Origin of the sequence: Pontibacter fetidus (genome assembly GCF_010119545.1) — a bacterium.
Lineage (GTDB): Bacteria > Bacteroidota > Bacteroidia > Cytophagales > Hymenobacteraceae > Pontibacter > Pontibacter fetidus.
This window is the reverse complement of record NZ_JAAEAA010000004.1, coordinates 121,670-147,306: the sequence shown is the minus strand read 5'-3', so window position 1 is coordinate 147,306 and position 25,637 is coordinate 121,670. Positions and strand designations below refer to the sequence as shown.

Annotated in this window: 23 protein-coding genes; 17 read left to right on the top strand and 6 right to left on the bottom strand. The window is 45.2% G+C overall.

What is annotated here, in order from left to right; translation table 11 throughout:
* Positions 1 to 243 precede the first annotated feature (243 nt).
* Positions 244 to 486: a hypothetical protein gene (locus GWO68_RS04300; protein WP_162345188.1), complete on the bottom strand. Its 243-nt coding sequence runs from the start codon at positions 484 to 486 to the stop codon at positions 244 to 246.
* A gap of 24 nt (positions 487 to 510) precedes the next feature.
* A complete protein-coding gene (locus tag GWO68_RS04295) occupies positions 511 to 1,401 on the bottom strand; it encodes an alpha/beta fold hydrolase (protein WP_162345187.1) in 891 nt (296 codons plus the stop codon).
* A 143-nt stretch (positions 1,402 to 1,544) separates the two neighbouring features.
* Between GWO68_RS04295 and asnB the strand changes: the two genes are divergently transcribed.
* The 3 genes from asnB to GWO68_RS04280 all read left to right on the top strand — a co-directional run bounded on the left by asnB (position 1,545) and on the right by GWO68_RS04280 (position 5,849).
* The gene (gene asnB, locus GWO68_RS04290; protein WP_162345186.1) at positions 1,545 to 3,458 is read left to right on the top strand and encodes an asparagine synthase (glutamine-hydrolyzing); all 1,914 of its coding nucleotides are present in this window, start codon (positions 1,545 to 1,547) and stop codon (positions 3,456 to 3,458) included.
* A gap of 85 nt (positions 3,459 to 3,543) precedes the next feature.
* Positions 3,544 to 4,890, top strand: coding sequence for a UDP-glucose dehydrogenase family protein (locus tag GWO68_RS04285; RefSeq protein WP_162345185.1), 1,347 nt, complete (start codon positions 3,544 to 3,546; stop codon positions 4,888 to 4,890).
* 2 nt (positions 4,891 to 4,892) lie between these two features.
* Positions 4,893 to 5,849 carry a UDP-glucuronic acid decarboxylase family protein gene (locus tag GWO68_RS04280; protein WP_162345184.1) on the top strand — a complete coding sequence of 319 codons (957 nt, stop codon included), beginning with the start codon at positions 4,893 to 4,895 and terminating at the stop codon, positions 5,847 to 5,849.
* A gap of 55 nt (positions 5,850 to 5,904) precedes the next feature.
* Here the strand turns inward: GWO68_RS04280 and GWO68_RS04275 are convergent, their stop codons facing one another.
* Entirely contained in the window at positions 5,905 to 7,122 is a 1,218-nt protein-coding gene (locus tag GWO68_RS04275; protein WP_162345183.1) for a polysialyltransferase family glycosyltransferase, read from the bottom strand.
* Positions 7,123 to 7,169: 47 nt separating this feature from the next.
* Here GWO68_RS04275 and GWO68_RS04270 point away from each other — a divergent pair, with 47 nt between their 5' ends.
* From GWO68_RS04270 to GWO68_RS04260, 3 genes are all read left to right on the top strand, one after another.
* Positions 7,170 to 8,240 (top strand): glycosyltransferase, encoded by a 1,071-nt coding sequence (locus GWO68_RS04270; protein WP_162345182.1) that lies wholly within the window; start codon positions 7,170 to 7,172, stop codon positions 8,238 to 8,240.
* Between the two features lie 93 nt (positions 8,241 to 8,333).
* The gene (locus GWO68_RS04265; RefSeq protein ID WP_235941928.1) at positions 8,334 to 9,455 is read left to right on the top strand and encodes a glycosyltransferase; all 1,122 of its coding nucleotides are present in this window, start codon (positions 8,334 to 8,336) and stop codon (positions 9,453 to 9,455) included.
* Positions 9,452 to 10,516 (top strand): glycosyltransferase family protein, encoded by a 1,065-nt coding sequence (locus GWO68_RS04260; protein WP_162345180.1) that lies wholly within the window; start codon positions 9,452 to 9,454, stop codon positions 10,514 to 10,516. Before GWO68_RS04265 ends, GWO68_RS04260 begins: the two co-directional genes overlap by 4 nt.
* On the opposite strand, the gene GWO68_RS04255 is transcribed toward GWO68_RS04260, so the two are convergent.
* Positions 10,509 to 11,759 (bottom strand): tetratricopeptide repeat protein, encoded by a 1,251-nt coding sequence (locus GWO68_RS04255; protein ID WP_162345179.1) that lies wholly within the window; start codon positions 11,757 to 11,759, stop codon positions 10,509 to 10,511. The two genes, GWO68_RS04260 and GWO68_RS04255, sit on opposite strands and share 8 nt — an antisense overlap.
* Before the next feature lie 111 nt (positions 11,760 to 11,870).
* Here GWO68_RS04255 and GWO68_RS04250 point away from each other — a divergent pair, with 111 nt between their 5' ends.
* The 10 genes from GWO68_RS04250 to GWO68_RS04205 all read left to right on the top strand — a co-directional run bounded on the left by GWO68_RS04250 (position 11,871) and on the right by GWO68_RS04205 (position 23,153).
* Positions 11,871 to 12,785 carry a M20/M25/M40 family metallo-hydrolase gene (locus GWO68_RS04250; RefSeq protein ID WP_162345178.1) on the top strand — a complete coding sequence of 305 codons (915 nt, stop codon included), beginning with the start codon at positions 11,871 to 11,873 and terminating at the stop codon, positions 12,783 to 12,785.
* Between the two features lie 306 nt (positions 12,786 to 13,091).
* Positions 13,092 to 15,338, top strand: coding sequence for a sodium-translocating pyrophosphatase (locus GWO68_RS04245; RefSeq protein WP_162345177.1), 2,247 nt, complete (start codon positions 13,092 to 13,094; stop codon positions 15,336 to 15,338).
* Positions 15,339 to 15,444: 106 nt separating this feature from the next.
* Positions 15,445 to 15,987 carry a hypoxanthine phosphoribosyltransferase gene (gene hpt / locus GWO68_RS04240; RefSeq protein WP_162345176.1) on the top strand — a complete coding sequence of 181 codons (543 nt, stop codon included), beginning with the start codon at positions 15,445 to 15,447 and terminating at the stop codon, positions 15,985 to 15,987.
* A 114-nt stretch (positions 15,988 to 16,101) separates the two neighbouring features.
* Positions 16,102 to 16,707 (top strand): adenylate kinase, encoded by a 606-nt coding sequence (locus GWO68_RS04235; protein ID WP_162345175.1) that lies wholly within the window; start codon positions 16,102 to 16,104, stop codon positions 16,705 to 16,707.
* Between the two features lie 36 nt (positions 16,708 to 16,743).
* Positions 16,744 to 17,736, top strand: coding sequence for a GTPase ObgE (obgE, locus tag GWO68_RS04230; protein WP_162345174.1), 993 nt, complete (start codon positions 16,744 to 16,746; stop codon positions 17,734 to 17,736).
* Between the two features lie 247 nt (positions 17,737 to 17,983).
* Entirely contained in the window at positions 17,984 to 18,553 is a 570-nt protein-coding gene (locus tag GWO68_RS04225; protein ID WP_162345173.1) for a nucleotide exchange factor GrpE, read from the top strand.
* Between the two features lie 4 nt (positions 18,554 to 18,557).
* Complete coding sequence (dnaJ, locus tag GWO68_RS04220; protein ID WP_162345172.1) at positions 18,558 to 19,706, top strand: molecular chaperone DnaJ; 1,149 nt, start codon at positions 18,558 to 18,560, stop codon at positions 19,704 to 19,706.
* Between the two features lie 188 nt (positions 19,707 to 19,894).
* On the top strand, positions 19,895 to 20,806 hold the full coding sequence (locus GWO68_RS04215; RefSeq protein WP_162345171.1) for an ABC transporter ATP-binding protein: 912 nt from the start codon (positions 19,895 to 19,897) through the stop codon (positions 20,804 to 20,806).
* Complete coding sequence (locus GWO68_RS04210; protein WP_162345170.1) at positions 20,799 to 22,160, top strand: ABC transporter permease; 1,362 nt, start codon at positions 20,799 to 20,801, stop codon at positions 22,158 to 22,160. Before GWO68_RS04215 ends, GWO68_RS04210 begins: the two co-directional genes overlap by 8 nt.
* Positions 22,161 to 22,274: 114 nt before the next feature.
* Positions 22,275 to 23,153 (top strand): ChaN family lipoprotein, encoded by an 879-nt coding sequence (locus tag GWO68_RS04205; RefSeq protein WP_162345169.1) that lies wholly within the window; start codon positions 22,275 to 22,277, stop codon positions 23,151 to 23,153.
* Positions 23,154 to 23,230: 77 nt separating this feature from the next.
* Here GWO68_RS04205 and GWO68_RS04200 read toward each other — a convergent pair whose 3' ends face one another.
* The gene (locus GWO68_RS04200) at positions 23,231 to 23,578 is read right to left on the bottom strand and encodes a HesB/IscA family protein (protein WP_162345168.1); all 348 of its coding nucleotides are present in this window, start codon (positions 23,576 to 23,578) and stop codon (positions 23,231 to 23,233) included.
* 156 nt (positions 23,579 to 23,734) lie between these two features.
* Between GWO68_RS04200 and GWO68_RS04195 the strand changes: the two genes are divergently transcribed.
* Positions 23,735 to 24,256: a DUF7935 family protein gene (locus GWO68_RS04195; RefSeq protein ID WP_162345167.1), complete on the top strand. Its 522-nt coding sequence runs from the start codon at positions 23,735 to 23,737 to the stop codon at positions 24,254 to 24,256.
* A 199-nt stretch (positions 24,257 to 24,455) separates the two neighbouring features.
* Here GWO68_RS04195 and bshA read toward each other — a convergent pair whose 3' ends face one another.
* Complete coding sequence (bshA, locus tag GWO68_RS04190; RefSeq protein ID WP_162345166.1) at positions 24,456 to 25,598, bottom strand: N-acetyl-alpha-D-glucosaminyl L-malate synthase BshA; 1,143 nt, start codon at positions 25,596 to 25,598, stop codon at positions 24,456 to 24,458.
* Positions 25,599 to 25,637: the final 39 nt, after the last annotated feature.

The window sequence follows — 25,637 nt, the reverse complement described above, 5'->3', positions numbered from 1 at the left end:
ATAGGCAACCCGAGGAACGAGGATAGCAAGAAGGCAGCAGCGCGATGCCCGAAGACGGGGCCTCCCGGCCGTGAGGGAGCCAAACAAGCTATGACAACTATGGGTAAGTAAAGCTCCCAGGAAGATAGGAACTTTGGAAGGAAGGCTTGATTCAAGGAAGTAAATGCTCAAACTATAGGACGCATAAGATCCCTCGACTTGGCACAGGATGACATTAAACTATAGTTTATTCAGCAAAACCTCTTATTTCTTACTCCCTTTCTCTATCTTCTCTACATCATATTCCAACTCTCTCAGGGTTTGTAGCGACTCTATGCGGTTGCGGGGCTTTTCATTTACTAAATCCTGTGGCTGGTGAGGTTCTGTTTCTGACTTTGAAGATCCAGACCCTAAATGAAATAGTTTTTCCTGCTGCGGCTGTTGGTTTTCTTGCGTTGACTCGGGTGCGCGAAGTATGGCTTCTTTAAGTGGTTTATTGGCTTTCATAAAAATGGATTCTTAATTTTCAGGCTAGCAGGTCAGTTCACGTTTTTTTCGCTCTTCTTTTATAAAGTTACTAACATAGCCAGCCAATTCTTCTGCGTTCTCTTCCTGCAAAAAGTGACCGCTGTCTTCAAAATGGATTACATAACACTCATGGAAAAATTTCTTCCAGGTCTGTAGCGCCTCAATCTTTACAAGCCTGTCGCGTTCTCCCCAAAGTATAAGGGTAGGTATATCCTGTATGCTTTTGCGTTTCTGCCATAGTTCCTCGTACCAGCGGCTTACACCTACCAGTTCCCGGGCGCAGGCCAGCGAGCGTACCTGTTGCTCGGGGGTGCCAAGCGCATTTACATACTGGCCCCGTATAGATTCAGGCATGTTCTCGGCATCTCCGAAGAGTTCTTTCACCAGGTCGCCGGTAGATACGTTTAGCTTGGAGTGCAGGAATTTGCCCAGCGGGCCTACCAGGTATTTACTAGCCTTCGAAAAGGTGTTATGCTTTGATAAAGACCAGGTCCAGGTGTTTAGCATCACAATGCTGCGCACATTTTCCGGGTGGTTCAGGGCATAAGCCAGTCCTATAGGTGCGCCAAAATCGTGTACCACCAGCGTAATGTCTTTCAGTTGCAGGTGCTCCATTAATTTCTCGAAGTTCTCGGCGTGTGCCCTTGGCTTGTAACTAAAGTCATCGGGTTTATCAGATAAGCCGAAACCAAGCATATCCATAGCCACACAACGGTAACGCGGCCGCAACAGCTTTATAAGATTGCGGTAAATAAAAGACCAGGCAGGGGTACCGTGTACCATTACAATAACAGGTCCTTCGCCTTCGTCTATGTAATGCATTCTGCCACAGTCAAGTTGCAAGTAATTAGATTCGAAGGGATACTCTTCTCTATCTAGCCAGTCTGGTTTCATAGTAAAACAGGGTGGTATTACTTAGGCTATACTTTGTTTAAGAGCGCGGGTTGTTAATATTGGGTAATTAGGGATCACTTTTTAAGTTTCGAAGTCGCGTTTTTACTGCAGCCTGAACTATAAAAGTTTAACTTTACAGGTATATGTGTGGAATAACAGGAGTTGTTGCCTTTTCTGAAACCGGGTGTAAAACTATAGCACACTTGCCTTTGGCCAGCGACGCGCTTCAGCATCGCGGGCCGGATGCATCGGGTACGTTTGTGCGCGAAAATATAGCCCTGGCACATCACCGGCTTTCTGTAATTGCTCCCTCAACTAACGCTAACCAGCCATTAACCGACCCTAGCGGTAGGTATACTATAGTTTATAACGGCGAGATTTTAAACTATAAGTCTTTGCAAAGTAAACTGGCAGCAAACGGTATTCCGCTCACCACCGATTCCGATACGGAAGTTATTCTGCAACTATACATTAAAGAGGGGCCAGGCTGCCTGAAGCGCTTACATGGTTTTTTTGCCTTTGCCATTTATGATGTCCTTGAACATAGCTTGTTTGTAGCACGTGACCGTTTCGGCGAAAAACCATTGCTATACTATAAGGACAGCGATAAATTCCTGTTTGGCTCCGAGTTAAAAGCGTTGATGGAATTTGGTGTGCCACGCGAGCTGGACTATACGTCGCTCTTCCAGTACCTGCAGTTAACTTATATTCCGGCGCCAGCAACTATACTTAAAGGTGTTAAAAAGCTGCTTCCGGGACATTACTTAGTAGTCAGAAACAATAAAGTACACGATAGTAACTGGTATAAGCTCCCGTTTGATGGCGAAAAAGCTGCTGCCAATACATTGACTTATAAACAACAGCAACTGCAGTTAAAACAACTGCTGCAACAGGCTGTAACCGAGCGCCTGGTAGCTGATGTACCTGTTGGGGCATTTCTGAGTGGCGGTATTGATTCATCTATAGTTGTAGCACTGGCAGCCGGGCAATTGCCGGGTTTACAGACTTTTTCAGTCGGGTTCCCGGATCAGCCATTTTTTGATGAGACCAACTATGCACGCTTAGTAGCTAAAAAGTATAACACTAATCACACAGAGGTTAAACTTACAACACAAGACCTGTACGGGAATTTATTCGGGATGCTTGATGGGTTAAGTGAGCCATTTGCAGATTCATCGGCACTGGCAGTTTATAGTTTAAGCAAACAAGCTGGTAAACAGGTAAAAGTAGTGTTGTCGGGCGATGGGGCAGATGAATTATTTGCTGGATATAACAAGCACCGTGCGGAGTTGCAGGCACTCTCAAAAGGCACTACAGCAACACTTACTACTTCTTTGGATTTTTTGTGGGAAAATCTACCAAAATCAAGAAACTCTTTTTTGGCAAACAAAGTAAGACAGTTACATCGCTTTGCAGCAGGGGCAAAATTACCGGCAGCAGATCGTTACTGGCTTTGGGCCACCTGGCAGCAGGAACAACAGGCACTAAACTGGTTAAAACCCGAAAATCGCACTAAAGCAGCCAACCGTTTATATACAGCACGAAAAAGCCGGTTATTAGAATGTTTAACCAGAAACCATTACGATTTGAACAACGTACTGTGTGCCGACTGGCAACTGGTGCTGGCAAACGATATGCTTCCGAAAACAGACTTGATGGGCATGGCAAACGGCCTCGAAATCAGAAGTCCGTTTTTAGACCACAGGCTTGTAAAATTCGCATTTTCGCTACCAGTAGCATCTAAAATTGATAAATCGTATCAAAAAAAAATATTGCAGGATAGTTTCCGGCATATGTTGCCAGCCGAGCTTTATAAGCGGCCCAAAAAAGGATTTGAGATACCATTGCTGTCTTTCTTGCAAACAGAAGGCAGAGGCCTTATAAACGAATATCTTTCGGATGAACTGGTGGAGCGACAACAGATATTTGATGTAGCCCAAATAAGACAGCTCCGGCAGACGTTTAAAAGTAATGCGGCAGGAACATTGCAAACACAAGTATGGATGTTACTTGTCTTTCAATACTGGTGGAAAAACACCTTTCAAGCAGTTGGCTAGCAAAACAACTATAAGCAGGATATTAGACATGTTATATGTCTTAAGATAAAAAGTATAAATTTGCATTTGAAATAATTACAGACGTATGAGAATAGCAGTAGTTGGTACGGGATATGTTGGCCTGGTAACAGGCACCTGTTTTTCGGAAGTAGGTATAGATGTTACCTGTATCGATATCGATACCACCAAAATTGAAAACTTAAAAAAAGGCATTCTGCCAATATATGAACCGGGACTGGAAGAAATGGTGCTGCGCAATACGCAGAAAGAACGCCTTTCTTTTTCCACAGACCTTGCCAGTAGTATCCAGGGTTGCGATGCCGCTTTTATAGCCGTAGGCACGCCTCCGGGCGAAGACGGCTCGGCTGACCTGAAATATGTGCTGGCCGTGGCCCGCGCGATTGGCCATCACATGAACGACTACCTGGTAGTAGTTACCAAAAGCACCGTGCCGGTGGGTACAGCCCAAAAAGTACGCCAGGCCATTGAAGAAGAACTGGCTGCCCGCGGCGCAGATATCCCGTTCGACGTGGCCTCTAACCCGGAATTCCTGAAAGAAGGTGCTGCGATAGAAGACTTTCTAAAGCCGGACAGAATAGTAGTAGGCGTAGCGTCTGAAAAAGCAGAAGACGTGATGACCAAGCTCTACAAGCCATTTTTGATGAACGGTCACCCGCTTATCTTTATGGATATTCCGTCGGCAGAGATGACCAAGTATGCAGCTAACGCCATGCTGGCGACCAAGATCTCGTTTATGAACGACATTGCCAACCTGTGCGAAATTATGGGTGCGGATGTGAACATGGTGCGCAGAGGGATCGGCTCGGATGCCCGTATCGGTAACAAGTTCATTTACCCGGGCATTGGTTACGGTGGCTCCTGCTTCCCGAAAGACGTGAAAGCGCTGATCCGTACAGCTGGTGAGAACGGCTACGAGATGCGCGTACTGAAGTCAGTGGAAGAAGTGAACGAACACCAGAAGTCGGTACTTTTTAACAAGATCAGTGCCCACTTTAATGGCAACCTGGCTGGTAAGACCTTTGCTATCTGGGGCCTGTCGTTCAAGCCAAAAACAGACGACATGCGTGAAGCACCCTCGCTGGTGATTATCAAGAAACTGCTGGAGCAGGGCGCACAGGTAAAAGCTTATGACCCTGTGGCTATGGAAGAAGCCAAGCACTCGCTGGGCGACACCATCCAGTACGGCAAAGACGAATACGAAACCCTGATCGATGCCGATGCGCTGCTACTGGTAACCGAGTGGCCGGAGTTCCGTTCGCCAAACTTTACCGTGGCCAGCAAGCTGATGAAAGACAAAGTGGTATTTGACGGCCGAAACATTTACGATGCCAAAGACCTGAACGAAAAAGGCTTTACCTACTATGGCATCGGGGTAAAACAGCCGGTTTCTGAACTAAATGCAACTGTATAACAATGGGTAAGAAACGAGTACTCATCACAGGCGGGGCCGGTTTCCTGGGCTCCCACCTTTGCGATAGATTTATTAAAGAAGGCTATCATGTAATTGCCATGGATAACCTGATCACGGGTAACCTGGAAAACATCGAGCACCTTTTTAAACTGAAGGATTTTGAGTTCTATCATCACGATGTATCTAAGTTTGTACACGTGCCTGGTAAACTTGACTATATCCTGCACTTCGCATCTCCGGCCAGCCCGATAGATTACCTGAAGATCCCGATCCAGACACTTAAAGTTGGCTCGTTGGGTACACATAACCTGCTGGGTTTAGCAAAGGCAAAAGGTGCCCGTATGCTGATTGCTTCCACTTCTGAAGTATACGGCGACCCGTTGGTTCACCCACAGAACGAAGACTATTGGGGGAATGTAAACCCCGTAGGCCCACGTGGCTGCTACGACGAAGCCAAGCGCTTTCAGGAAGCTATGACAATGGCCTACCACATGCACCACGGTTTAGAGACGCGTATAGTTCGTATCTTTAACACCTATGGCCCGCGCATGCGACTGGATGATGGCCGTGTATTACCTGCATTCCTGAGCCAGGCATTGCGTGGCGAACCGTTAAGTATTTTTGGTGATGGTTCGCAGACCCGCTCTTTCTGCTATGTGGATGACCTGGTAGAAGGAATTTATCGCCTACTGCTAAGCGATTACGCACTGCCTGTTAACGTAGGAAACCCATCAGAGATAACTATAAAGGAGTTTGCTGAAGAGATATGTAAACTGACAGGCGTGGAGCTGAAAGTAGAATACCAGCCGTTACCACAAGATGACCCTCAGAAACGCCAACCAGATATTACCAGGGCGAAAGAAATTTTAGGCTGGGAACCAAAAGTAGGTAGAGAAGAAGGTTTACGCATTACGCTTGAATACTTTAAAGAGAAGATCCAGACACCTGAAACAGTATAACTTTACAGATAAAACAGAAGCGGCATCTAACTATAGTTGGGTGCCGCTTCTGTTTTTATAGTTCGTCGCTTAACAGTATATCCCGTAGCCTTTCCCCCGCTTTACCATCGAATTTATACAGCCAATCCTCTGCAAACTGCTTTTTATTAGGGAGTTGTTTTTGGTGTAACACCTCGATATTTTCCAGAGCCCAAGGCAGTTCATCTAAACTATAGATAGGGTGAGCTACGGCAGCATCAATCCATGATTTAGAAACATCCAGTTTTCCTATAGGGTGATTTTCCAGGGTAATAAGCGTGGTGTGGGGCATGGCTGCTAAAGGCATGAGGTAGGTAGAGTAAAAGCCTAAAACTATAGGTATGCTTCCACACTTCTCTTCCAGCTTAGCGTCATCTATAATCTCTGTAGTAGAAATACTCTTCCAAATGAAACCATCCTGTTTGGGATGTAACTTTACATAAAGCTTATAGTTGTGTTGTTGGGCTTTAGTTGCTAATGCTTTGGCAAAATCACTTTTGTAATCAAGAGACCACTGCAATAATTGCTTTTCCGCTAACGGTTGATCTATAAAAAGGATGGAGCGCTCAGGAGTTGAAGATTTTACCTTGGCTAACTTATCGAAATATGGCACACCTATAAAGTGTACTTTCTGGTTAGATGGTAGGTGATCGTATTGCTGGTGCACCTGATAAACTTTTGGACTGAAGCTAATGTAACAGTCTGCAGTGCGTTTAGGTGATGCTATTAACTTAAAAGTTTGAAAATAATTATGCTTGCCCCTGACCGAAATATATGACTTGGCAAAAGCAGCATCTTCTTTGCCAAACTTCCGGATACTATTCCTTAAAAAAAGTCTGGCTCTTATCCGGCTTCCCAGGTTATATAGTAATGTTCTGAGTTTATAGTTGGGGTATAGTTGCGGCCTTATAGTTGCCTCGTCAGCTATTCCGTAATCAGCGCGCATACCATGCTCCAGGTGATAGGTAAATATGTTGGTAGCTTTACAGGCTATATTCAATACCACCGCGTGGTACGTATCAATGTATAAGAAAAGGACTTTATGCGGAGCTATAGCTTTAAGTAAATCCTGCGCACTGCCGTAATCTGACCAGTAAATAGCCTTTCCATACTCCAGATACGACTTACCTTGTTCTTCATCAGGCGAAGTAAAATAAAGAAACCAGAATTCGCAGGCACCCCGCGCCACATCCAGCATACTTAAGTAATCTGTTCTGCAATAGTCGCCGATAAATAGTATTTTTGGTTTGCCCACCTTAAACTTAAATTGTGAAGAGGTAATTTACTATCAGCAAAGTTAACTTGAAAGCTACTGTACTACATATTATAGAATCGCTTGTAATTGGTGGCGCTGAGGTATTATTGACGGAGTCGCTTAAAGATATTTCTAACGAATACAGGCATGTTGTAGTCTACATGAGAGAGCCTGCAACTTTACTCCCTGAGGTCAAAGCCGATAAGATATACTGCCTGAATTATTCCGGAAAGTATAGCCTTCTGAAATGCGTATATAGGTTAAGAAAAATTCTGAAAGATGAGAATGTAAGGTTAATACATGCGCATCACTACTGGCCAACTATAGTTGCTCGGCTTGCCAAACCTAAAAATATTAAACTAATTAGTACGGTGCATGGCTTGCTTAGTAAAGATGCATTTCAGTCTAATCGGTTAAGTTTATACCTGGAGCAATTAACATACAGCAAAAAATCCCATCTGGTTTTTGTGTCAGAAGCCGTAGCGCATGATTATAAGAAATATGTAAGTGTAGGTCCCGAATGCTCTGTTTGCTACAATTTTGTTAAGGATGATTTTTACCTTCCGGAATATGCTGGCCAAGGAAAGGTTGACCAGAAAACCTTCCGGTTGGTTGCGGTAGGGACTTTAAAAGTGGCTAAAAACCATGCTTTTTTATTGGAAGCTTTTGAGCTTTTAAAGCAGGAGGAAATTTACCTTGATATAATTGGAGAAGGGCCTTTGAGGGATGAGTTGCAAAGAGCTATTACTAATAAAGGCTTAACGAAAGTAAAACTACAAGGCGAACATCAGAAAATATATGAATTGCTGCAGCTGTATGATGGATTTATACTTGCTTCAACCCATGAAGGATTTGGTATTGCGATGGTTGAAGCTATGGCTATAGGTTTGCCATGCATATTGTCAGATATTGAGGCTCACAGGGAAGTTACAGCAAATAATGAGCTATTTTTCGACCTAAGCTCACCAGCAAATTGTGCTAAACAGATACTTAAATTGAAAAATAATGCTGAGCTAAGGTATAAGCTTTCCTTGTCGGGTAAGACAAGAGCGCAAGAATTTAAGAAAGAAGTTTATCTCCATAAAATAGAAGCGCTGTATCGACAATATTTATCCTAGGTTGCTTTGAACATACTTTTCATTTGTCGCTGGAAATTGAAAGATGGACTTACTGTATCAACAGTTTTGCCACACTTAAGAGTGTTGGTAAGTATGCCCTTCATTCAGCGCATCGTGTTTATATCCTTTGAAGAAGGCCTACAGACTTCTGAGCTGGCAAAGAGTGATCCTATCTTAGGACATAAAAAAATGAAATGGCTTCCACTGTTGTCACCTAACTATAACATCAGGTTGCTCAACCAGATAGGAGAATTCAGGAAAGGAGTTAAATTTTTAAGAACGGTTTTAAAGCATGAAAAAATAGACCTCCTGATTGCCCACGGCGCTCCGGCAGGAGCTATGGCTTCGAAAGCTTTGAAAGGCTCAAATATCCCATATCTGGTAACATTGTTTGAACCACACGCAGATTATATGCTGGAATCAGGGGTTTGGTGCAAGTTAGGTTTAAAGTATATAATGCAGCGACAATGGGAAAAGCTGCAGAAAGACAATGCTGCCGGGCTTATGCCTGTTACTGAAGGCTATAAGCAAAGACTTTTGAGTGAAGGATTAAATGTGAACAAAATAGCTGTGGCTCCCTGCTCAGTAGAAGTGACATCTTTCAGGTTTGATCTGGAATTGAGAACTGATGTACGCAGAGCGCTGGGTTGGGAGTTTATGACCATCGGTATTTACGTTGGCAAATATGGCGGGCTATACTATAGCGATGAAGCTTTTCAGATCTACCGGCAGTGCTTTGAACATATTGCTGATTTCAGGTTGATCATACTCTCACCCCAGCCTAAAGAGGAAATTTTACGGCAGCTACAATACTATAGTATAGACCTAAGCAAAGTATACATCTCTGCTGTAGGACATACGGAGGTCCCTGCTTACCTATCTGCAGCTGATTTTGCTTTTGCTACTTATAAACAAGGGCCATCTAAAAGATATCTTTCCCCGGTTAAAATAGGCGAGTACTGGGCAAACGGACTGCCGGTATTGCTTACAGAAAGTGTCGGCGACGAAAGCGATATCATTAAAAAAGAAGGCGGCGGGGCGCTTTTCAATTTAAAGCAAAAAGGAAGTGTAGCACAGGCTATTCAGCAAATACAGGCTATACTTAAAGACCCAATTCACCGACAGGAAATTCCAAAGCTTGCTGCAAAGTATAGGTCACCTGAAAAGATCCGGGAGGCTTACGAATATTTCTTTAACCAACAGAAGGCGACATGAAAGTGCTTTTTGTAGTACCTTATCCGGTTGGTAAAGCTGCATCGCAGAGGTATAGGGTTGAGCAATGGTTGCCGGTTTTGCAGGAGCAAAGTATAACCTATAAGCTGGCTCCTTTTTGGGATATGGCCACCTGGGCGATACTCTATAAAAAAGGCTATGGTTTGCAGAAACTGCTCGGTTTAGCGGAAGGTATGTTCAGAAGGCTATTACTGTTAAGCAGGCTGGCAACATACGATTATATTTTCATACATCGCGAGGCTACACCTGTCGGGCCTCCGTGGTTTGAATGGCTGGCAGCAAAGGTATTTCGCAAAAAGCTTATTTTAGATTTTGATGATGCTATCTGGATGCCGAATACAACTGATGATAATAGCATTGCATCAAACTATAAATGGCACGGTAAAACTGCCCGGATCTGTAAATGGAGCTATAAGGTAAGCGCCGGCAATCATTTTCTGCAGCAATATGCTTTAAATTACAACACAAATACGGTTTATCTGCCTACCGTTTTAAACACAACTATAAACTATAGCCAAGTAAAAGCGCAGCAAACACAGAAGGTAACTATAGGCTGGATCGGGTCGCATTCTACGTTGCCTTATTTAAAATTGATAGAACCAGTTTTGCAGCAACTGGAGCAAAACTATAGTTTCGACTTTGTAGTGGTGGCAGACCGAAAACCGGATATAAATCTGAAATCGCTAAAGTTTATAGTTTGGTCTGAAGCCACAGAAATAGAAAGTCTGCAGCTGTTTAATATAGGTGTAATGCCTTTACCTGACACGGAGTGGTCAAAAGGGAAGTGCGCTTTTAAAGCTTTGCAGTATATGGCGCTGGGTATTCCGGCTATAGTTTCGGAAGTAGGAGCAAATGTTATAGCTGTGCCAAACGGTATAGTTGGCTATACTTGTAAAACCGAACAGGACTGGTACGAAAAGCTAGAATTACTGCTACAAAACGCTGAACTAAGAACCCAACAAGGTATAGCCGGGCACAACCATGTGGTGCAACATTATTCTGTTCAGGCGCACAAAGCTACTTTTCTATCCCTATTTACTTAACTTTCTTATTAGCCTTCAGGAAAGTCCGCGCTTCTTTAAATGCCGGAGATTTCTTTTCACTTGCGTTAAGCACGATGGTATAGTAGCGTTTTGCCTGTGATTTGTTCTTCAGTTGGTCGCTGATACGTGCCAGGTTGAGGTAAGAATTTATAAAGTAACCCGAATCCCGCTCATCGCTCATCTCTGCATACATAATAGATTCCAGGTAATACTGCTTGGCTTTGTCCAGGTCACGGTATTTGTTCTGGTTTACGTAGCCAAGTATATAAGAAGCATAGCGGCCACTTACGGCTTCATAGCCCGGCATTTTCTGGTCAAGCTTGTGCAGGATATCTAACGATACACGCTCCGCCATCGAGAAATGACCTTGTACGAACAGTAATCGGGCATAAAAACGCTGGAAATAGGCATTGTCAGGGTATTTGGTCGCCAACGATTGCGCAATCTTCATCGATTCATCCAGGTTGCCCTCTTCATTCGCATAGATCTTCATCAGGAAGAATTTTGCTTCGGTACCTGTATAAAAACCGCTGTTTGAGACATGGCGCAGCTGCTTTAAACCTAGGCGCTTATCACCATCCGGGAAAAACGCCAGTACCGGGCGCAGCATTTTATAGTTCTCGTGTATCCAGATAGCATAGTAATTGAAAAGCGCCTCACCGAAAAGGAATTCAGGACTCAGACCGTTACCGGCTTTGGCAATTTCCATATACTCGATGGCGCGCTTGCTATGCACCGTAGCTTTACGCCAGTTGCTGCGCTCCGAGTGCAGGCGGGCCGAAAAACCATTGGCAGCTGCCAGGAAAAAAGCTGCTTCGGTATTGTTTTCGTTCTTGTCGTATAGTTCTTCTGCTTTTTCCATGGTTGTATCCATGTAAGCAAAGAAAAGGTCATCGTATTTTTTTGTCTGGATGTTGGTAGGTACAATCTTCCACCACTGGCTCAAACCCATCAGAAAGTATGGTAGTGGGTGCTCCGGGTAACGGCGACGCAGCGATTTAAACTGCTTTTCGGCACGCTCATACTTAAAGTTATACATGTTATCTACTGCACCTTCAAGCTCGTACTGCACTTCTTTATTAAGCAGCAACATGCCCTTTACTTTTACAGCAGCCGGAATTACATCAACTGTTTCCATGGTAACCTGGCGCATGGCAGTAGTATCGCCCAGTCCTTCACGGTTCTGTGCCGAAACCAGAACAGGTAAAAATAAACCAAAGGCGATGTATAAATATTTTTTCATGAGAAATAGGAATATTCTATTTTTAAAGTGCGCCGCCTGCTGCTCGTTAAGTGTAGCAAATGAAAGTGCAACTTTTGTGCTAAATTTGAGCATAAACCCAAATCTACGAACATGAAACTCCTGAAACAACTCTGCCAGATACATGCTCCGTCAGGCAATGAAAAAAATATGACTGACTTCCTGCTAAACTATATCGAAACACATAAAGTTCAGTGGAAGGTACAACCCGTTATAGTAAATAACGAAGATTTCCAGGATTGTATTTTGCTCGTTTTCGGGGAGCCCCGTGCAGCCGTATTTGCACACATGGATTCGATTGGGTTTACAGTGCGCTATGGCAAACAACTTGTACCGATTGGCGGGCCTGCCACTAAAACAGGTTATACTTTAACCGGTGCCGATAGCCAGGGCGAAATTACCTGTACTTTAAAATATGATGAGGAAGAAGGTGAACTTAGCTATGACTATCATCGTGAAATAGATCGCGGTACCGAACTGGTTTTTGCATGTGATTTCAGGGAAACAGATGAGACAGTGCAAAGTTGCTACATAGATAACCGACTAGGCGTTTGGGCTGCGTTAAGGTTAGCGGAGACGTTAGAAAATGGTATTATAGCCTTTAGCTGCTGGGAAGAACATGGCGGTGGCTCGGTAGCTTACCTGGCCAAGTATATTTACGAGCATTACCACGTGCGTCAGGCCCTGATCGCAGATATTACCTGGGTTACAGAAGGCGTACAGCCCGGCAAAGGCGTCGTTATTTCGATGCGCGACAGCCTGATACCGCGTCGATCCTATGTACAGAAGATCATCAACATAGCAAAGGAATCCGGAGTGCCTTACCAACTGGAAGTAGAAGGAGCAGGAGGCAGCGATGCCAAAGAACTACAAAAAGCCGCTTATCCCTGGGACTGGTGTTTTGTGGGCGCCCCCGAAGACAATGTACACACCCCCGACGAGATCGTGAACAAAAAAGACATCGACAGTATGGTAAAGTTATACCAGGTGTTGATGGAGAAACTATAGTTAGTTTGAGAGTTTATGAGTTAGAGAATGTAGGAGTTAGAAAGTTGATGTAAAATACAAAAAGCGCAGCCCAAAAGCTGCGTTTTTTTGCTTTTAAACTATAGTTATGGTAAAAATTTCCCTCTTGGGAGGGGTAGGGGTGGGTTAATTTCCAACTATAGCTTCAACCTGTTCAGAATAAGAAGTATAGCTGCTGCGCTGAAAATGCGGTTTACTTTAAAAATATTTGGAATATTCAAGCCAAACTCATTTCTTTAATAGCTATATTCAAATATTCTTTAACCTTAACACTCTTAACCCTTTTAAATGGAAAATATTCTTTACGCGATTCCTGCTCTTGGACTGGCGGCCTTACTGTATACTTTTATACGGTCGGCGTGGGTAACGAAGCAACCGGCAGGTAACGAGCGCATGACAGAGATTGCGCGCCACATTGCAGATGGTGCGATGGCTTTCTTAAAAGCAGAGTACAAAGTGCTCTTTTATTTTGTAGTGATTGCTTCTATATTCTTAGGCTATCTGGGTGCCACCGGCGAAAAATCGCACTGGTCCATCGTGATAGCCTTTATTATTGGTGCAGTTTTCTCGGCTACAGCCGGTTTTATAGGCATGCGTATTGCCACTAAAGCAAACGTGCGCACCGCCGAAGCAGCTCGTACCAGCCTTTCCCGCGCGCTTAACGTTTCTTTTGCAGGTGGTTCGGTAATGGGTATGGGTGTAGCTGGTCTGGCTGTACTTGGTCTTGGCTCCCTGTTTATAGTTTTATACTACTACTTTGTATATAGCGTGAACGGCGATATTAACGGCCACGAAATGGAAGTAGCCCTGGAAGTATTGACAGGTTTCTCGTTGGGTGCTGAAAGTATTGCCCTGTTTGCCCGTGTAGGCGGTGGTATTTATACCAAAGCTGCTGACGTTGGCGCTGACCTTGTGGGTAAAGTAGAAGCCGGTATCCCGGAAGATGACCCACGCAACCCTGCAACTATAGCTGATAACGTAGGTGATAACGTAGGCGATGTTGCTGGTATGGGCGCCGACCTTTTCGGTTCTTATGTAGCAACTATACTGGCCACAATGGTGCTTGGCCGCGAAGTGATTGCAACTGATAATTTCGGTGGATTATCGCCGGTTATACTTCCGATGCTGATCGCTGGTCTGGGTATTGTTTTCTCGCTTATTGGTATGCTGTTCATTCGTGTGAGCGAAGGTGGCGATGTACAGGCTGCCCTTAACCGTGGCAACTGGATCTCAGTTATCCTTACAGCCGTTGGTGCATACTTTGTGATCCACTGGATGCTGCCGGAGCAGATGAACCTGCGTAACTTCGATTTCTCTGCAAATGATGTATTCCTGGCGGTTATAGTTGGTCTGGTGGTTGGTACACTTATGAGTATTATCACGGAGTACTATACAGCTATGGGCAAAGGCCCGGTTAACTCTATCGTGCAGCAATCTTCTACAGGCCATGCTACCAATATTATTGCAGGTCTGGCGGTAGGTATGCACTCCACTGTGTTACCAATTATAGTTCTAGCTGCAGGTATCGTTCTTTCTTATGCAGCAGCTGGTTTATACGGGGTGGCAATTGCAGCCGCAGGTATGATGGCAACTACAGCCATGCAGCTTGCTATCGATGCATTCGGACCAATTGCCGATAACGCCGGTGGTATTGCCGAAATGAGCGAACTGCCGAAAGAAGTACGCGAAAGAACAGATATCCTGGATGCGGTAGGTAACACCACAGCTGCAACCGGTAAAGGCTTTGCCATTGCGTCTGCTGCGTTAACTTCCCTGGCCCTGTTTGCAGCCTTCGTTGGTATTGCTGGCATCGACTCTATTGACCTTTACAAAGCGCCTGTGTTGGCTGGTCTGTTCATTGGTGCCATGATTCCGTTCATCTTCTCGGCGCTGGCAATTGCGGCGGTAGGTCGTGCAGCGATGGCCATGGTACACGAAGTACGTCGTCAGTTCCGCGAAATTCCGGGCATTATGGAAGGTACAGGCAAACCGGAGTATGAAAAATGCGTGGCCATCTCTACAAAAGCAGCTATCCGCGAAATGATGTTACCGGGCGCTATTGCCCTAATTGTTCCGCTTATAGTTGGTTTCGGCCTGAAAGGTGTGTTTGAAGATACCCCTTCTGCTGAGATTCTGGGTGGTTTGCTGGCCGGTGTTACGGTTTCTGGTGTGCTGATGGCTATGTTCCAGTCTAACGCCGGTGGCGCCTGGGATAACGCTAAAAAGTCATTTGAGAAAGGTGTGATGATCAACGGCGTAATGGAATACAAAGGCTCTGATCCGCACAAAGCATCTGTAACCGGCGATACCGTAGGTGATCCGTTCAAAGATACTTCAGGTCCATCCATGAACATCCTGATCAAGCTAATGTCGATCGTGTCGCTGGTAATAGCACCACATATTGCTACAGAAAGAACGCCGGACATACCTGAAGAACCAAAACTGACACCTGGTGAAGTAAAAGTTACGCCATCAGCGGATCAAACAATAAATTCTGAAAACACGGTAACTATAACTGGTATTGCTGCAAAGTAACCTCAACCATAGTTATAAGTATAAAGAAGCCCGGCCTTTGCGCCGGGCTTCTTTTTTTATCATATTCTAAAATGCTACCTTTGTACAACTCACCAAAAAGCAAACTATGAGCCCCCGTACTATTACGCTGCACGATTGCGACTTTAGCACTTACCTGTACGAAGAAGAAATTATTGCCCGTATAACGATACTTGCGGAGCAGATCAACCAGGATTATGAAGGCAAAAACCCGCTTTTCCTGGCTGTGCTGAACGGGTCATTCATGTTTGCTTCTGACCTGATGAAACGGGTAACCGTACCTTGCGAGATCGCGTTTATCCGCCTTTCGTCTTACAGGGATATGGAAAGCACGGGCAACGTGAAAGAAGTTCTGGGCCTGACCGAAGATGTTGAGGGCCGCCACATAGTAGTGCTGGAAGACATTGTAGATACCGGCCATACCGTGCATAACCTGATAAACCAGTTACAGGCAAAAGGACCTGCGTCGGTTGAGGTGGCATCGTTGTTACTGAAGCCGGATTGCCTGCAGCATAAGCTCGAAGTTAAGTATGTAGCCAAAGCTATACCAAACGATTTTGTGGTCGGCTACGGGCTGGACTATAACGGACTTGGCCGCAACCTGCGCGATATTTACAAGATCGTATCCTAAAAGATTTATACTTACCATATTATACTTGCAGCAAGGTGGGGTGCAGCGCTGTCTAAAAAAATAAGCACTTCAGGAATTTTATACCTATTTTTGCTTTTTATTATAACCTAAGATATGCTTAACATCGTTTTGTTCGGTCCTCCAGGTGCTGGAAAAGGTACCCAAAGTCAGAAGCTGATCGATAAATATAACCTGATCCATCTTTCTACAGGTGATCTGCTACGTTCAGAAATTGCCGCCGGTACAGAGCTGGGCCTGAAAGCTAAATCCCTGATGGACAATGGCGTACTGGTTCCGGATGAAGTTGTGATCGGAATGATCTCTAACAAAGTGCAGGAAAACAGAAGTGCAGGTGGATTCATTTTCGACGGTTTCCCGCGCACGGTGCCACAAGCCCAGGGCCTTGACAAGTTGCTGTTAGACTACGGAACTGAAATTTCGTGCATGATCGCGCTTAAAGTGGATGATGAAGAGCTTACCAAGCGTTTATTGCTTCGCGGTAAAACATCTGGCCGCCCGGATGACCAGAACGAAGAACTGATCAGAAAGCGTGTGGATGAGTATAACACTAAAACTACACCTGTTGCAGACTATTACTCAGGGCAGGGCAAGTATTTTGCAGTAGATGGCATCGGCGAGATAGAAGAGATCTTCAGTAACATCTGTGAGCAAATTGATTCGCTGAAAGCGGAGAAAAAAGAAGAGAAAGAAGAGAAGTAAGCATTACACCGGGATAAACCCCACACATTACCTGATTTGGCATCATCGAATTTTATAGATTACGTTAAGATCAACTCACGCTCCGGACACGGTGGCGGAGGATCTGCCCACCTGCACCGCGATAAGAAAACGGCAAAAGGTGGTCCTGATGGTGGCGACGGCGGTCGTGGCGGTCATGTTATACTTAAAGGCAATTCGCAACTTTGGACATTGCTGCACCTGCAGTACCGCAAGCACATTATAGCTGAGAACGGTCATAATGGCGGACCAAGCCACTCAAGCGGTGCGCAAGGCGAAGACCAGATACTGGAAGTACCACTTGGTACAGTTGCCAGAAACGCCGAAACTGGTGAGCTGATGTGTGAAATAACCGAAGACGGTCAGGAAATTATACTTACCCCTGGTGGTCGCGGTGGTTTAGGTAACGCACACTTTAAATCTCCTACGAACCAGACGCCACGCTACGCCCAACCCGGCGAAGAAGGCCGCGAAGAGTGGGTTATACTTGAATTGAAGCTACTGGCAGACGTTGGTCTGGTTGGTTTCCCGAATGCAGGTAAGTCTACGTTGCTTTCTGTGGTATCGGCAGCCAAGCCAAAAATTGCCAACTATGCTTTTACAACCCTGGAGCCTAACCTGGGCGTAGTTGCTTACCGCGATTACCGCTCTTTTGTGATGGCTGATATCCCGGGTATTATTGAAGGGGCATCTGAAGGAAAAGGCCTTGGATTGCGTTTCCTGCGCCACATCGAACGGAACTCCATCTTATTATTTATGGTTTCCTGTGAGAGCGCCGACATCGCTAAGGAGTATGATATTCTGTTGAACGAGTTACAAACGTTTAACCCGGAACTGCTGGATAAAAAGCGTCTGCTGGCTATCACGAAATCGGATATGCTGGATGAGGAACTTGAAAATGAAATGCGTAAAACACTACCAGATGGCTTGCCAACAGTTTTCATTTCCAGTGTAACAGGTAAGAATATACCTCAACTGAAAGACATGATCTGGAACGCGCTGAACAGCTAAGCCAGAATTCTATACTTATAGTTACAGATCGGTAGAAGCTCCCAGGCTGTCTACCGATTTTTTTTGAAGCGTCTCTGACGCAAATTGTTAAATGGCTGGATGGTTAAATTGTTAAGATTTTAGAAAGACAGCAATCAACAATTTAGCAATTCAACAATCAACCTGTGTCAGAATGGCACAAGCGCCGATTTGGCAAGACAATTGAAAATACAAAGTAGACCTAACCATCTAACTTTTTTAAGGCATTATGTCAGATAAAGATATTAAAAAAGAACAGGAGCACGAGGAATTGCAAGAGAACACTGCCAGTGCTGAAACAGAAGAAAACCTGAACCAGGTAGACGAAACAGAAGAAACTGCAACAGAACAAGAGCAAGGCCCTGCTGCAGAATTGGCAGAAATGAAAGACAAGTACATCCGCTTGATGGCCGAGTTTGAGAACTTCAGACGCAGAACCGCCAAAGAGCGCCAGGATTTACTTAAAACAGCCAACCAGGACCTGATGGGCGATTTACTGCCTGTACTGGATGATATGGAACGTGCGCGCCAGTCGATGGAAGAAACCAAAGATACGGATGCGATGTTGCAGGGCCTGGAACTGGTTTTTCATAAACTGAAGCATGTAACCGGCCAGAAAGGTCTTAAGGCAATGGATATACCTGCTGGTTCTGATTTTGATGCGGATATGCATGAAGCAGTAACGCAGATTCCTGCGCCATCAGATGAGCTGAAAGGCAAAATTGTAGACGTGATCGAGAAAGGCTATACATTGAATGACAAGGTGATCCGTTTTGCAAAAGTTATAATAGGAGCGTAAGCAAATGGCCAAAAGAGATTATTATGAGGTGCTGGAGGTAAGCAAAAGCGCCTCGCAGGAGGAGATTAAGAAAGCTTACCGCAAACTAGCCATTAAATACCATCCGGATAAAAATCCGGACGACCATACCGCAGAAGATAAGTTTAAGGAGGCTGCGGAAGCTTACGAAGTACTGAGCGACCAGCAAAAACGTCAGCGCTACGACCAGTTCGGTCACCAGGGCATGAATGGCGGCTTTGGCGGCGGCGGCATGAACATGGAAGATATCTTCTCTCAGTTCGGAGATATTTTTGGAGGTGGCAGTCCGTTCGAGAGTTTCTTTGGTGGCGGAGGCGGACGTTCAGGCGGTGGCCGTCGTCAGCGTAAAGGCAGCAACCTGCGCATTAAGCTAAAGCTGAACCTGGAAGAAATTGCCAACGGCGTTGAGAAAAAGATAAAGGTTAAACGTTATGTAGCCTGCAGTACCTGTGGTGGTAACGGTGCCAAAAACGGTACTGAAATGCAAACCTGTAACTCTTGCCAAGGCTCTGGCCAGGTACGTAAGGTGGTAAACACCATGCTGGGCCAGATGGTAAGCACGGCAACCTGCCCTACCTGTAATGGCGAAGGTCGCATTGTAACCAAGAATTGCGATTTATGCCATGGTAGCGGAAGAGAACTACAGGAAGAGGTAATAACTATAAATGTACCGGCTGGCGTAATGGATGGCATGCAGCTGTCTATGGGCGGTAAAGGTAACGTTCCGGAACGCGGCGGCGTGCCAGGTGATCTGTTAATTCAGATTGAGGAGGAAGCGCACCCAACCCTTAAGCGTGATGGCAATAATGTTATTTTTGATCAGTACATCAGCTTTATGGATGCTGCGCTTGGTGCTGATATTGAAGTGCCAACTATAGGTGGTAAAGTAAAGATCAACATTAAACCAGGTACGCAAAGCGGCGAGATTTTCAGGCTGCGTGGCAAAGGTATAAAAGACATTAACGGCTATGGCAAGGGCGATCAGCTGATCCATATCAACGTCTGGACACCAAAGCACCTGAGCTCAGAAGAAAGAGCTACGTTAGAGCGCCTGCGCGATTCGGATAACTTTGCGCCGCACCCAGGCAAAAACGATAAAGGCTTCTTCGAGAAAGTGAAAGACTACTTTCAATAAGGAAGTATAATCTATAAAAAGAGCCGGTTCTTGTTACAAGGGCCGGCTCTTTTTGCTTTTATCCGTAAGTAGAACTGCTTTATCAGACTATAGCTATAGTTTGTCGAAAAGTATAGTATAAAGCTGATATAAAGTTGTCGTTTTGAAGAGATAAAGCTATTTTTGATTACATCAAATGGATTTCAGCATTGAGTATTCTAAAGATTGATAGCGTTACTAAACGTTATGCCAGCCACACCGCCCTTGATAATGTAAGTTTTACCATACCTACAGGCTGCATTTTTGGCTTGCTTGGCCCCAACGGAGCCGGTAAAACATCGCTTATCCGAATTATTACCCAGATAACAGGTGCCGACGAAGGTGAAATATACTTCCGGGGCGAACGCCTGAAGCCACACCACATAAAGGATATGGGTTACCTGCCCGAAGAACGTGGGCTTTACAAAAAAATGAAAGTAGGGGAGCAGTTGCTATACTTGGCGCAACTAAAAGGACTTTCTAAACCTGATGCCACGGCTCGTATAAAAGGTTGGATAGACCGACTGGAAATACGCGACTGGCTGGGAAAGAACATCGAAGACCTCTCGAAAGGGATGCAGCAGAAAGTACAGTTTATTGCAACTGTGCTGCACGAGCCATCGCTCATCATCCTGGATGAGCCTTTCTCTGGCTTTGACCCGATCAATGCCAACCTTATAAAAGACGAGATACTGCGCCTGCGCGATAACGGAGCAACTATCATTTTCTCTACGCACCGCATGGAGTCTGTGGAAGAGCTTTGCGATAATATTGCCCTCATCAATCGCTCTAAAAAAGTATTGGACGGCCCGGTGCGCGAAATCCGGAATGCTTATAAAACAGATACGTACCAGGTTATCGGGAATGGGCATCTGCTTATCACATCTCCGGATTTTGAAGTGTTGGAGCAGCACGAGAACCATGGCGTGTTCCGGGCAAACGTGAAGCTACTGAATGGTGCTACGCCAAATAACCTGCTGCGTTACCTGATTGAGCGGGTAGAGGTACACTCTTTTGTAGAGCTGGTACCAAGTATAAACGACATTTTCATCCGTAAAGTAACCGAAACACACCATGCATAAAATCTGGTTGATCATACAGCGCGAGTACCTGACCCGTGTTCGCAAAAAGAGCTTTATCATCATGACCTTGCTGACACCATTGTTGCTGGCTACGTTCATGATTTTGCCCGGCTTGCTGATAACAATGTCTGGCGACGAAGAAACGATAATGGTGCTGGACGAGAGCGGCCTGTTTGCTGATAAGCTGGAAAATAAAAAGGACCTGAAATTCGTGCCCCTGGCCGGTAGCCTGGAGCAGGCTAAAACTGTTTACCAGGAAACCGACAACACAGCCCTGCTTTATATCCCGAAGATTTCGATTGATGACCCGAAAGGTATAACCGTTTACGGGAAGAAAAACACCAGCCTGCAAACTCAGATTCGACTGGAAGAAGCCCTGGAGAAAGAGATAGAGAATCAGCGTTTTATAGCATCCGGTCTGGACAGAGCGACTTTAGATAAAATAGAAGCCAACGTAAAGCTGAACACCATTAACCTGAGCGAAGAAGGCGAAAAAGATAACAATGCTGTTATAACTTCTGCAGCCGGTGTGGCCGCAGCGGTTATCATCTATTTCTTTATCTTTTTGTATGGAGTACAAATCATGCGCGGCGTTATTGAAGAAAAGACGAACAGGATTGTAGAAGTCATTATCTCGTCGGTGAAGCCTTTTCAGCTGATGATGGGCAAGATTATAGGTATAGCCGCGGTAGGTTTAACGCAGTTCCTGCTTTGGATCATCCTTTCGTTTGTGGCTGTAACGGCAGTTTCGGCTGCGTTTGGGATAGATGCCGCGCCTTCGCCGATGGAGCAATACCAGGCCGGTAAAGTGGCAGCAGAAGGCGAAAGTATAGCTAGCCAGGACGATGAAGCACCTGAGCAGGCTGCTGCCAACAGCGACGAATTTGCGAACACTATTAAGGATGTAAAACAAAGCTTTGCCAACCTGCCCTTGCTGCTGATTTTTGGTTGCTTCCTGTTCTACTTCCTGGGCGGTTACCTGTTGTATGGTTCGCTTTTCGGCGCCATTGGGGCAGCGGTAGATAACGAAACCGATACCCAGCAGTTCATGATGCCGATCACGATTCCGCTGGTTATCTCCTTTATCATGTCGTACTCGGTAGTGCTTAAAAACCCTGATGGGGCAGTAGCGTTCTGGATGTCGATCATTCCATTCACGTCGCCTATAGTTATGATGGTGCGTGTGCCGTTTGGTGTGCCTGCCTGGGAGCTGCTATTATCGATGGGCCTGCTTATACTTGGTTTCATATTTACCACCTGGATTGCAGCACGCATTTACCGTGTAGGCATACTGATGTATGGCAAAAAGATAAACTATAAGGAGCTCTCTAAGTGGTTGTTTTATAGAGTGTAAACTATAGTTAAAAGTATAAGAGCCGGTGCTGCAAAGTGCCGGCTCTTTTTGTATATTTAGTTAGCAAACATAGAAGACTTTTAAATCTATACTTGTCCCTCATAAATCCCGAACATGGAAAAGACAATACGCCTACTCTGCTTTTTTATACTTCTAACTATAACTGCTATGGCCCAGGACAAACCGGCTTACCAGCTTTTTACTGCCAATGGCAAAGATGTAAAGTATAGCAAAATGCTGGACGAGCTTAAAAAGGCTGATGTGGTCCTCTTCGGCGAACAGCACAACGACCCGATCGCGCACTGGCTGCAACTGGAAGTGGCCAAAGACCTGCATAAAGCTCATGGGCAAAAGCTAAGTATAGGTGCCGAGATGTTTGAAGCGGATGTGCAACTGGTGCTTGATGAATACCTGAGCGGAAAGGTAGCAGAGAATAACTTTGAACAGGAGTCGCGGCCATGGAACAACTATAAAACTGACTATAAACCCGTAGTTACTTTTACAAAGGAAGCGGGTATACCGTTTATAGCTACTAATGTGCCACGCCGCTATGCCGCTATAGTTGCTGCAGGAAGTTTAAAAGCACTGGACAACGTAAGCCCGGATGCAAAAAAGTTTATGGCGCCGCTGCCTATAGTTGTAGATATGAACCTGCCGGGTTATAAAAACATGCTGGCTATGTTTGGCAGCAGTACCCACGGCAATACCAAAGGCGAAAACATTGTGCAGGCCCAGGCCCTGAAAGATGCCACCATGGCGCATTTTATACTTAGGCAATTAGCAAAACAAAACAAAGTGCTCCACCTAAACGGTTCTTACCACTCTGATAATTACGAAGGCATTGGCTGGTACCTGAAACAAAAGCAGCCCAACTTAAAAATAGCAACTATAACCACTGTTACTCAAGAGAGCTTAGAAAAGCTGACCGACGAGAATAAGAAAAAGGCTGATTTTATACTTGTGGTACCGGCCTCCATGACCAAAACTTACTAAACCGACAAAGTATAAAAATGCAAAAGCCCGGCGGGTGAGCCGGGCTTTTGCTATATAAAGAGAAAAAAGGTAACTACTTAAGCGGAAAATGAGCTTCCGCAACCGCAGGTGCTCTTAGCCTGTGGGTTATTAAATACAAAGCCACGTGCGTTCAGGCCATCCTGGAAATCAACTTCCATGCCCATTACATACATGCCGTGCTTCTTGTCCATAATCAGGGTTACACCATCCAGTTGGAACGTTTCATCAGATTCTTTCGGCTTATCGAAGCCAAGCAGGTAAGACATACCAGAGCAACCACCACCCTGCACGCCAATGCGCAAACCGTACTCTGCCGGTACATTTTTCTCTGCCAGTATATTTTTAACTTCAGCTAATGCTCTGTCTGTTATAGTTATAGGGGCTATTCTTACTTCTGTTGCCATAGTTGTTTTGTTTCTAATAGGTAGCAAAGTTACGTATTTCCAGAGATATATTCGTACTACCACCGTGTGTTACTATGCTAACAGTAAAGTGGTAAAAATGATTTCAGAGATACTAAATTAATTTTTTACGATATTTAGATTTTAAAAACTGATAATATGGAGCTGATCATAGATATTCTGAAAATTACGATACCGGGCCTTATAGTTGCCATAGCCATGTACCAACTGGTAAAGAACCAGACCGAGCGCGACTATAAGCTACGCCTGATGGAGCTAAAGCAAAAGAATGGCGAAGTGGTTATACCTATCCGGTTGCAGGCATATGAGCGCATTGTGTTGTTGCTGGAGCGCATTACGCCAAGTAACCTGCTACTGCGCGTTAGCGGCTCCGGCCACACCGCTTCCGATTACCACCGCATGCTTTTGAGTGAGATACGTAATGAATTCAGCCATAATATGTCACAGCAGGTATACATGAGCGAGCAGGCCTGGCAGCAGGTAAAACATGCCCGCGAAGAAGTGGTAAACCTGATCAACAGAACCTACCAGGAAATGCCCGACAAATCGAAAGGCACCGACCTTGCCAAGAAAGTCCTCGAATCTATACTTGCCACCGAAACAGACCCAACCGCCCGCGCTATTACATTTGTGAAACAGGAAATAGCGCAAGTGTTCTAGAAGAGGAACTTAAGCCCTCGGGTCAATCGCTAACTATAAAACTGTAACCTTTACTATAGCTAAGGCCGAAAACGACCTCTGAGTGTTTGGAAAACCTCGGAGCGTCTACAACATGCACCTTCGCTACGTAGCAATACACTCGTAGGGCCGTCGGACACTACAAGGTCTTCAAATTCTGATTCAGAAAGAAAAGAAAATACTATCTATTCACTTCAGCTAACTGCGCAGCTATAGTTTTCTGGTAAAAGTTCTCATAAAGCGGAACGATCTTTTCGATGTCGAAATCGTGGGCGCGGGCCAGGGCATTTGCTTTAAAGGTCGGCAGGCGCTCATCGTCCAGGACATACAGCGCATTTTGCACCATATTTTCTACGTCGCCTACGGCACTTACAAAACCGGTTACACCATTCAGGTTCAGCTCGGGTATACCGCCGGCATCCGTCGAGATCACGGGCACTTCGCAGGCCATAGCTTCCAGGGCAGCCAAACCAAAGCTTTCCTTTTCAGATGGCATCAGGAAAACATCAGCTATAGAAAGTACTTCCTCTACGGCTTCAAGTTTTCCTAAGAAGCGCACATCATGGTAGATTCCCAGGTCGCGGCAAAGCTTCTCCATTTTAGGGCGCTCCGGTCCGTCACCTACCAATAATAGTTTGCTTGGTATATGGTCGTGCACTCTACTGAATATCTGGATCACGTCTTCCACACGTTTTACTGAGCGGAAGTTGGACGTATGCACCAGCAGTTTTTCGTTATTCGGGCTGATAGCTGTGCGGAAGTGCTCTTTTTTCTGTCGACGGAATTTCTCGAGATTTATAAAGTTAGGAATTACTTCAATGTCGCGCTCTATCGGGAAAAATTCGTACGTTTCGGTACGCAAACTCTCTGATACCGCTGTTACACCATCCGACTGGTTGATACTGAACGTTACCACAGGCTCAAATGAAGCATCTTTACCAACCAGCGTAATATCGGTGCCGTGCAGCGTGGTAATAACCGGGATGTTTATACCTTTCGTTTTCAGGATCTGCTTAGCCATGTATGCTGCCGACGCGTGCGGAATAGCATAGTGTACGTGCAGCAGATCCAGTTTTTCGAACTGCACAATATCTACCATCTTACTGGATAAGGCCAGCTCGTAAGGCGGATACTGAAACAGCGGGTACGAGGGGATATATACTTCGTGGTAGAACAGGTTCTCGTTAAAAAAGTCGAGGCGGGCGGGTTGGCTATAGGTAATAAAATGTACCTGGTGCCCCTTCAGAGCCAGGGCTTTACCAAGTTCTGTGGCTACTACACCACTACCACCAAAGGTAGGATAACAGACGATGCCGATCTTCATAAGTTGCTTTGATTTGCTGTAAACAACAAGTGCAGCCTA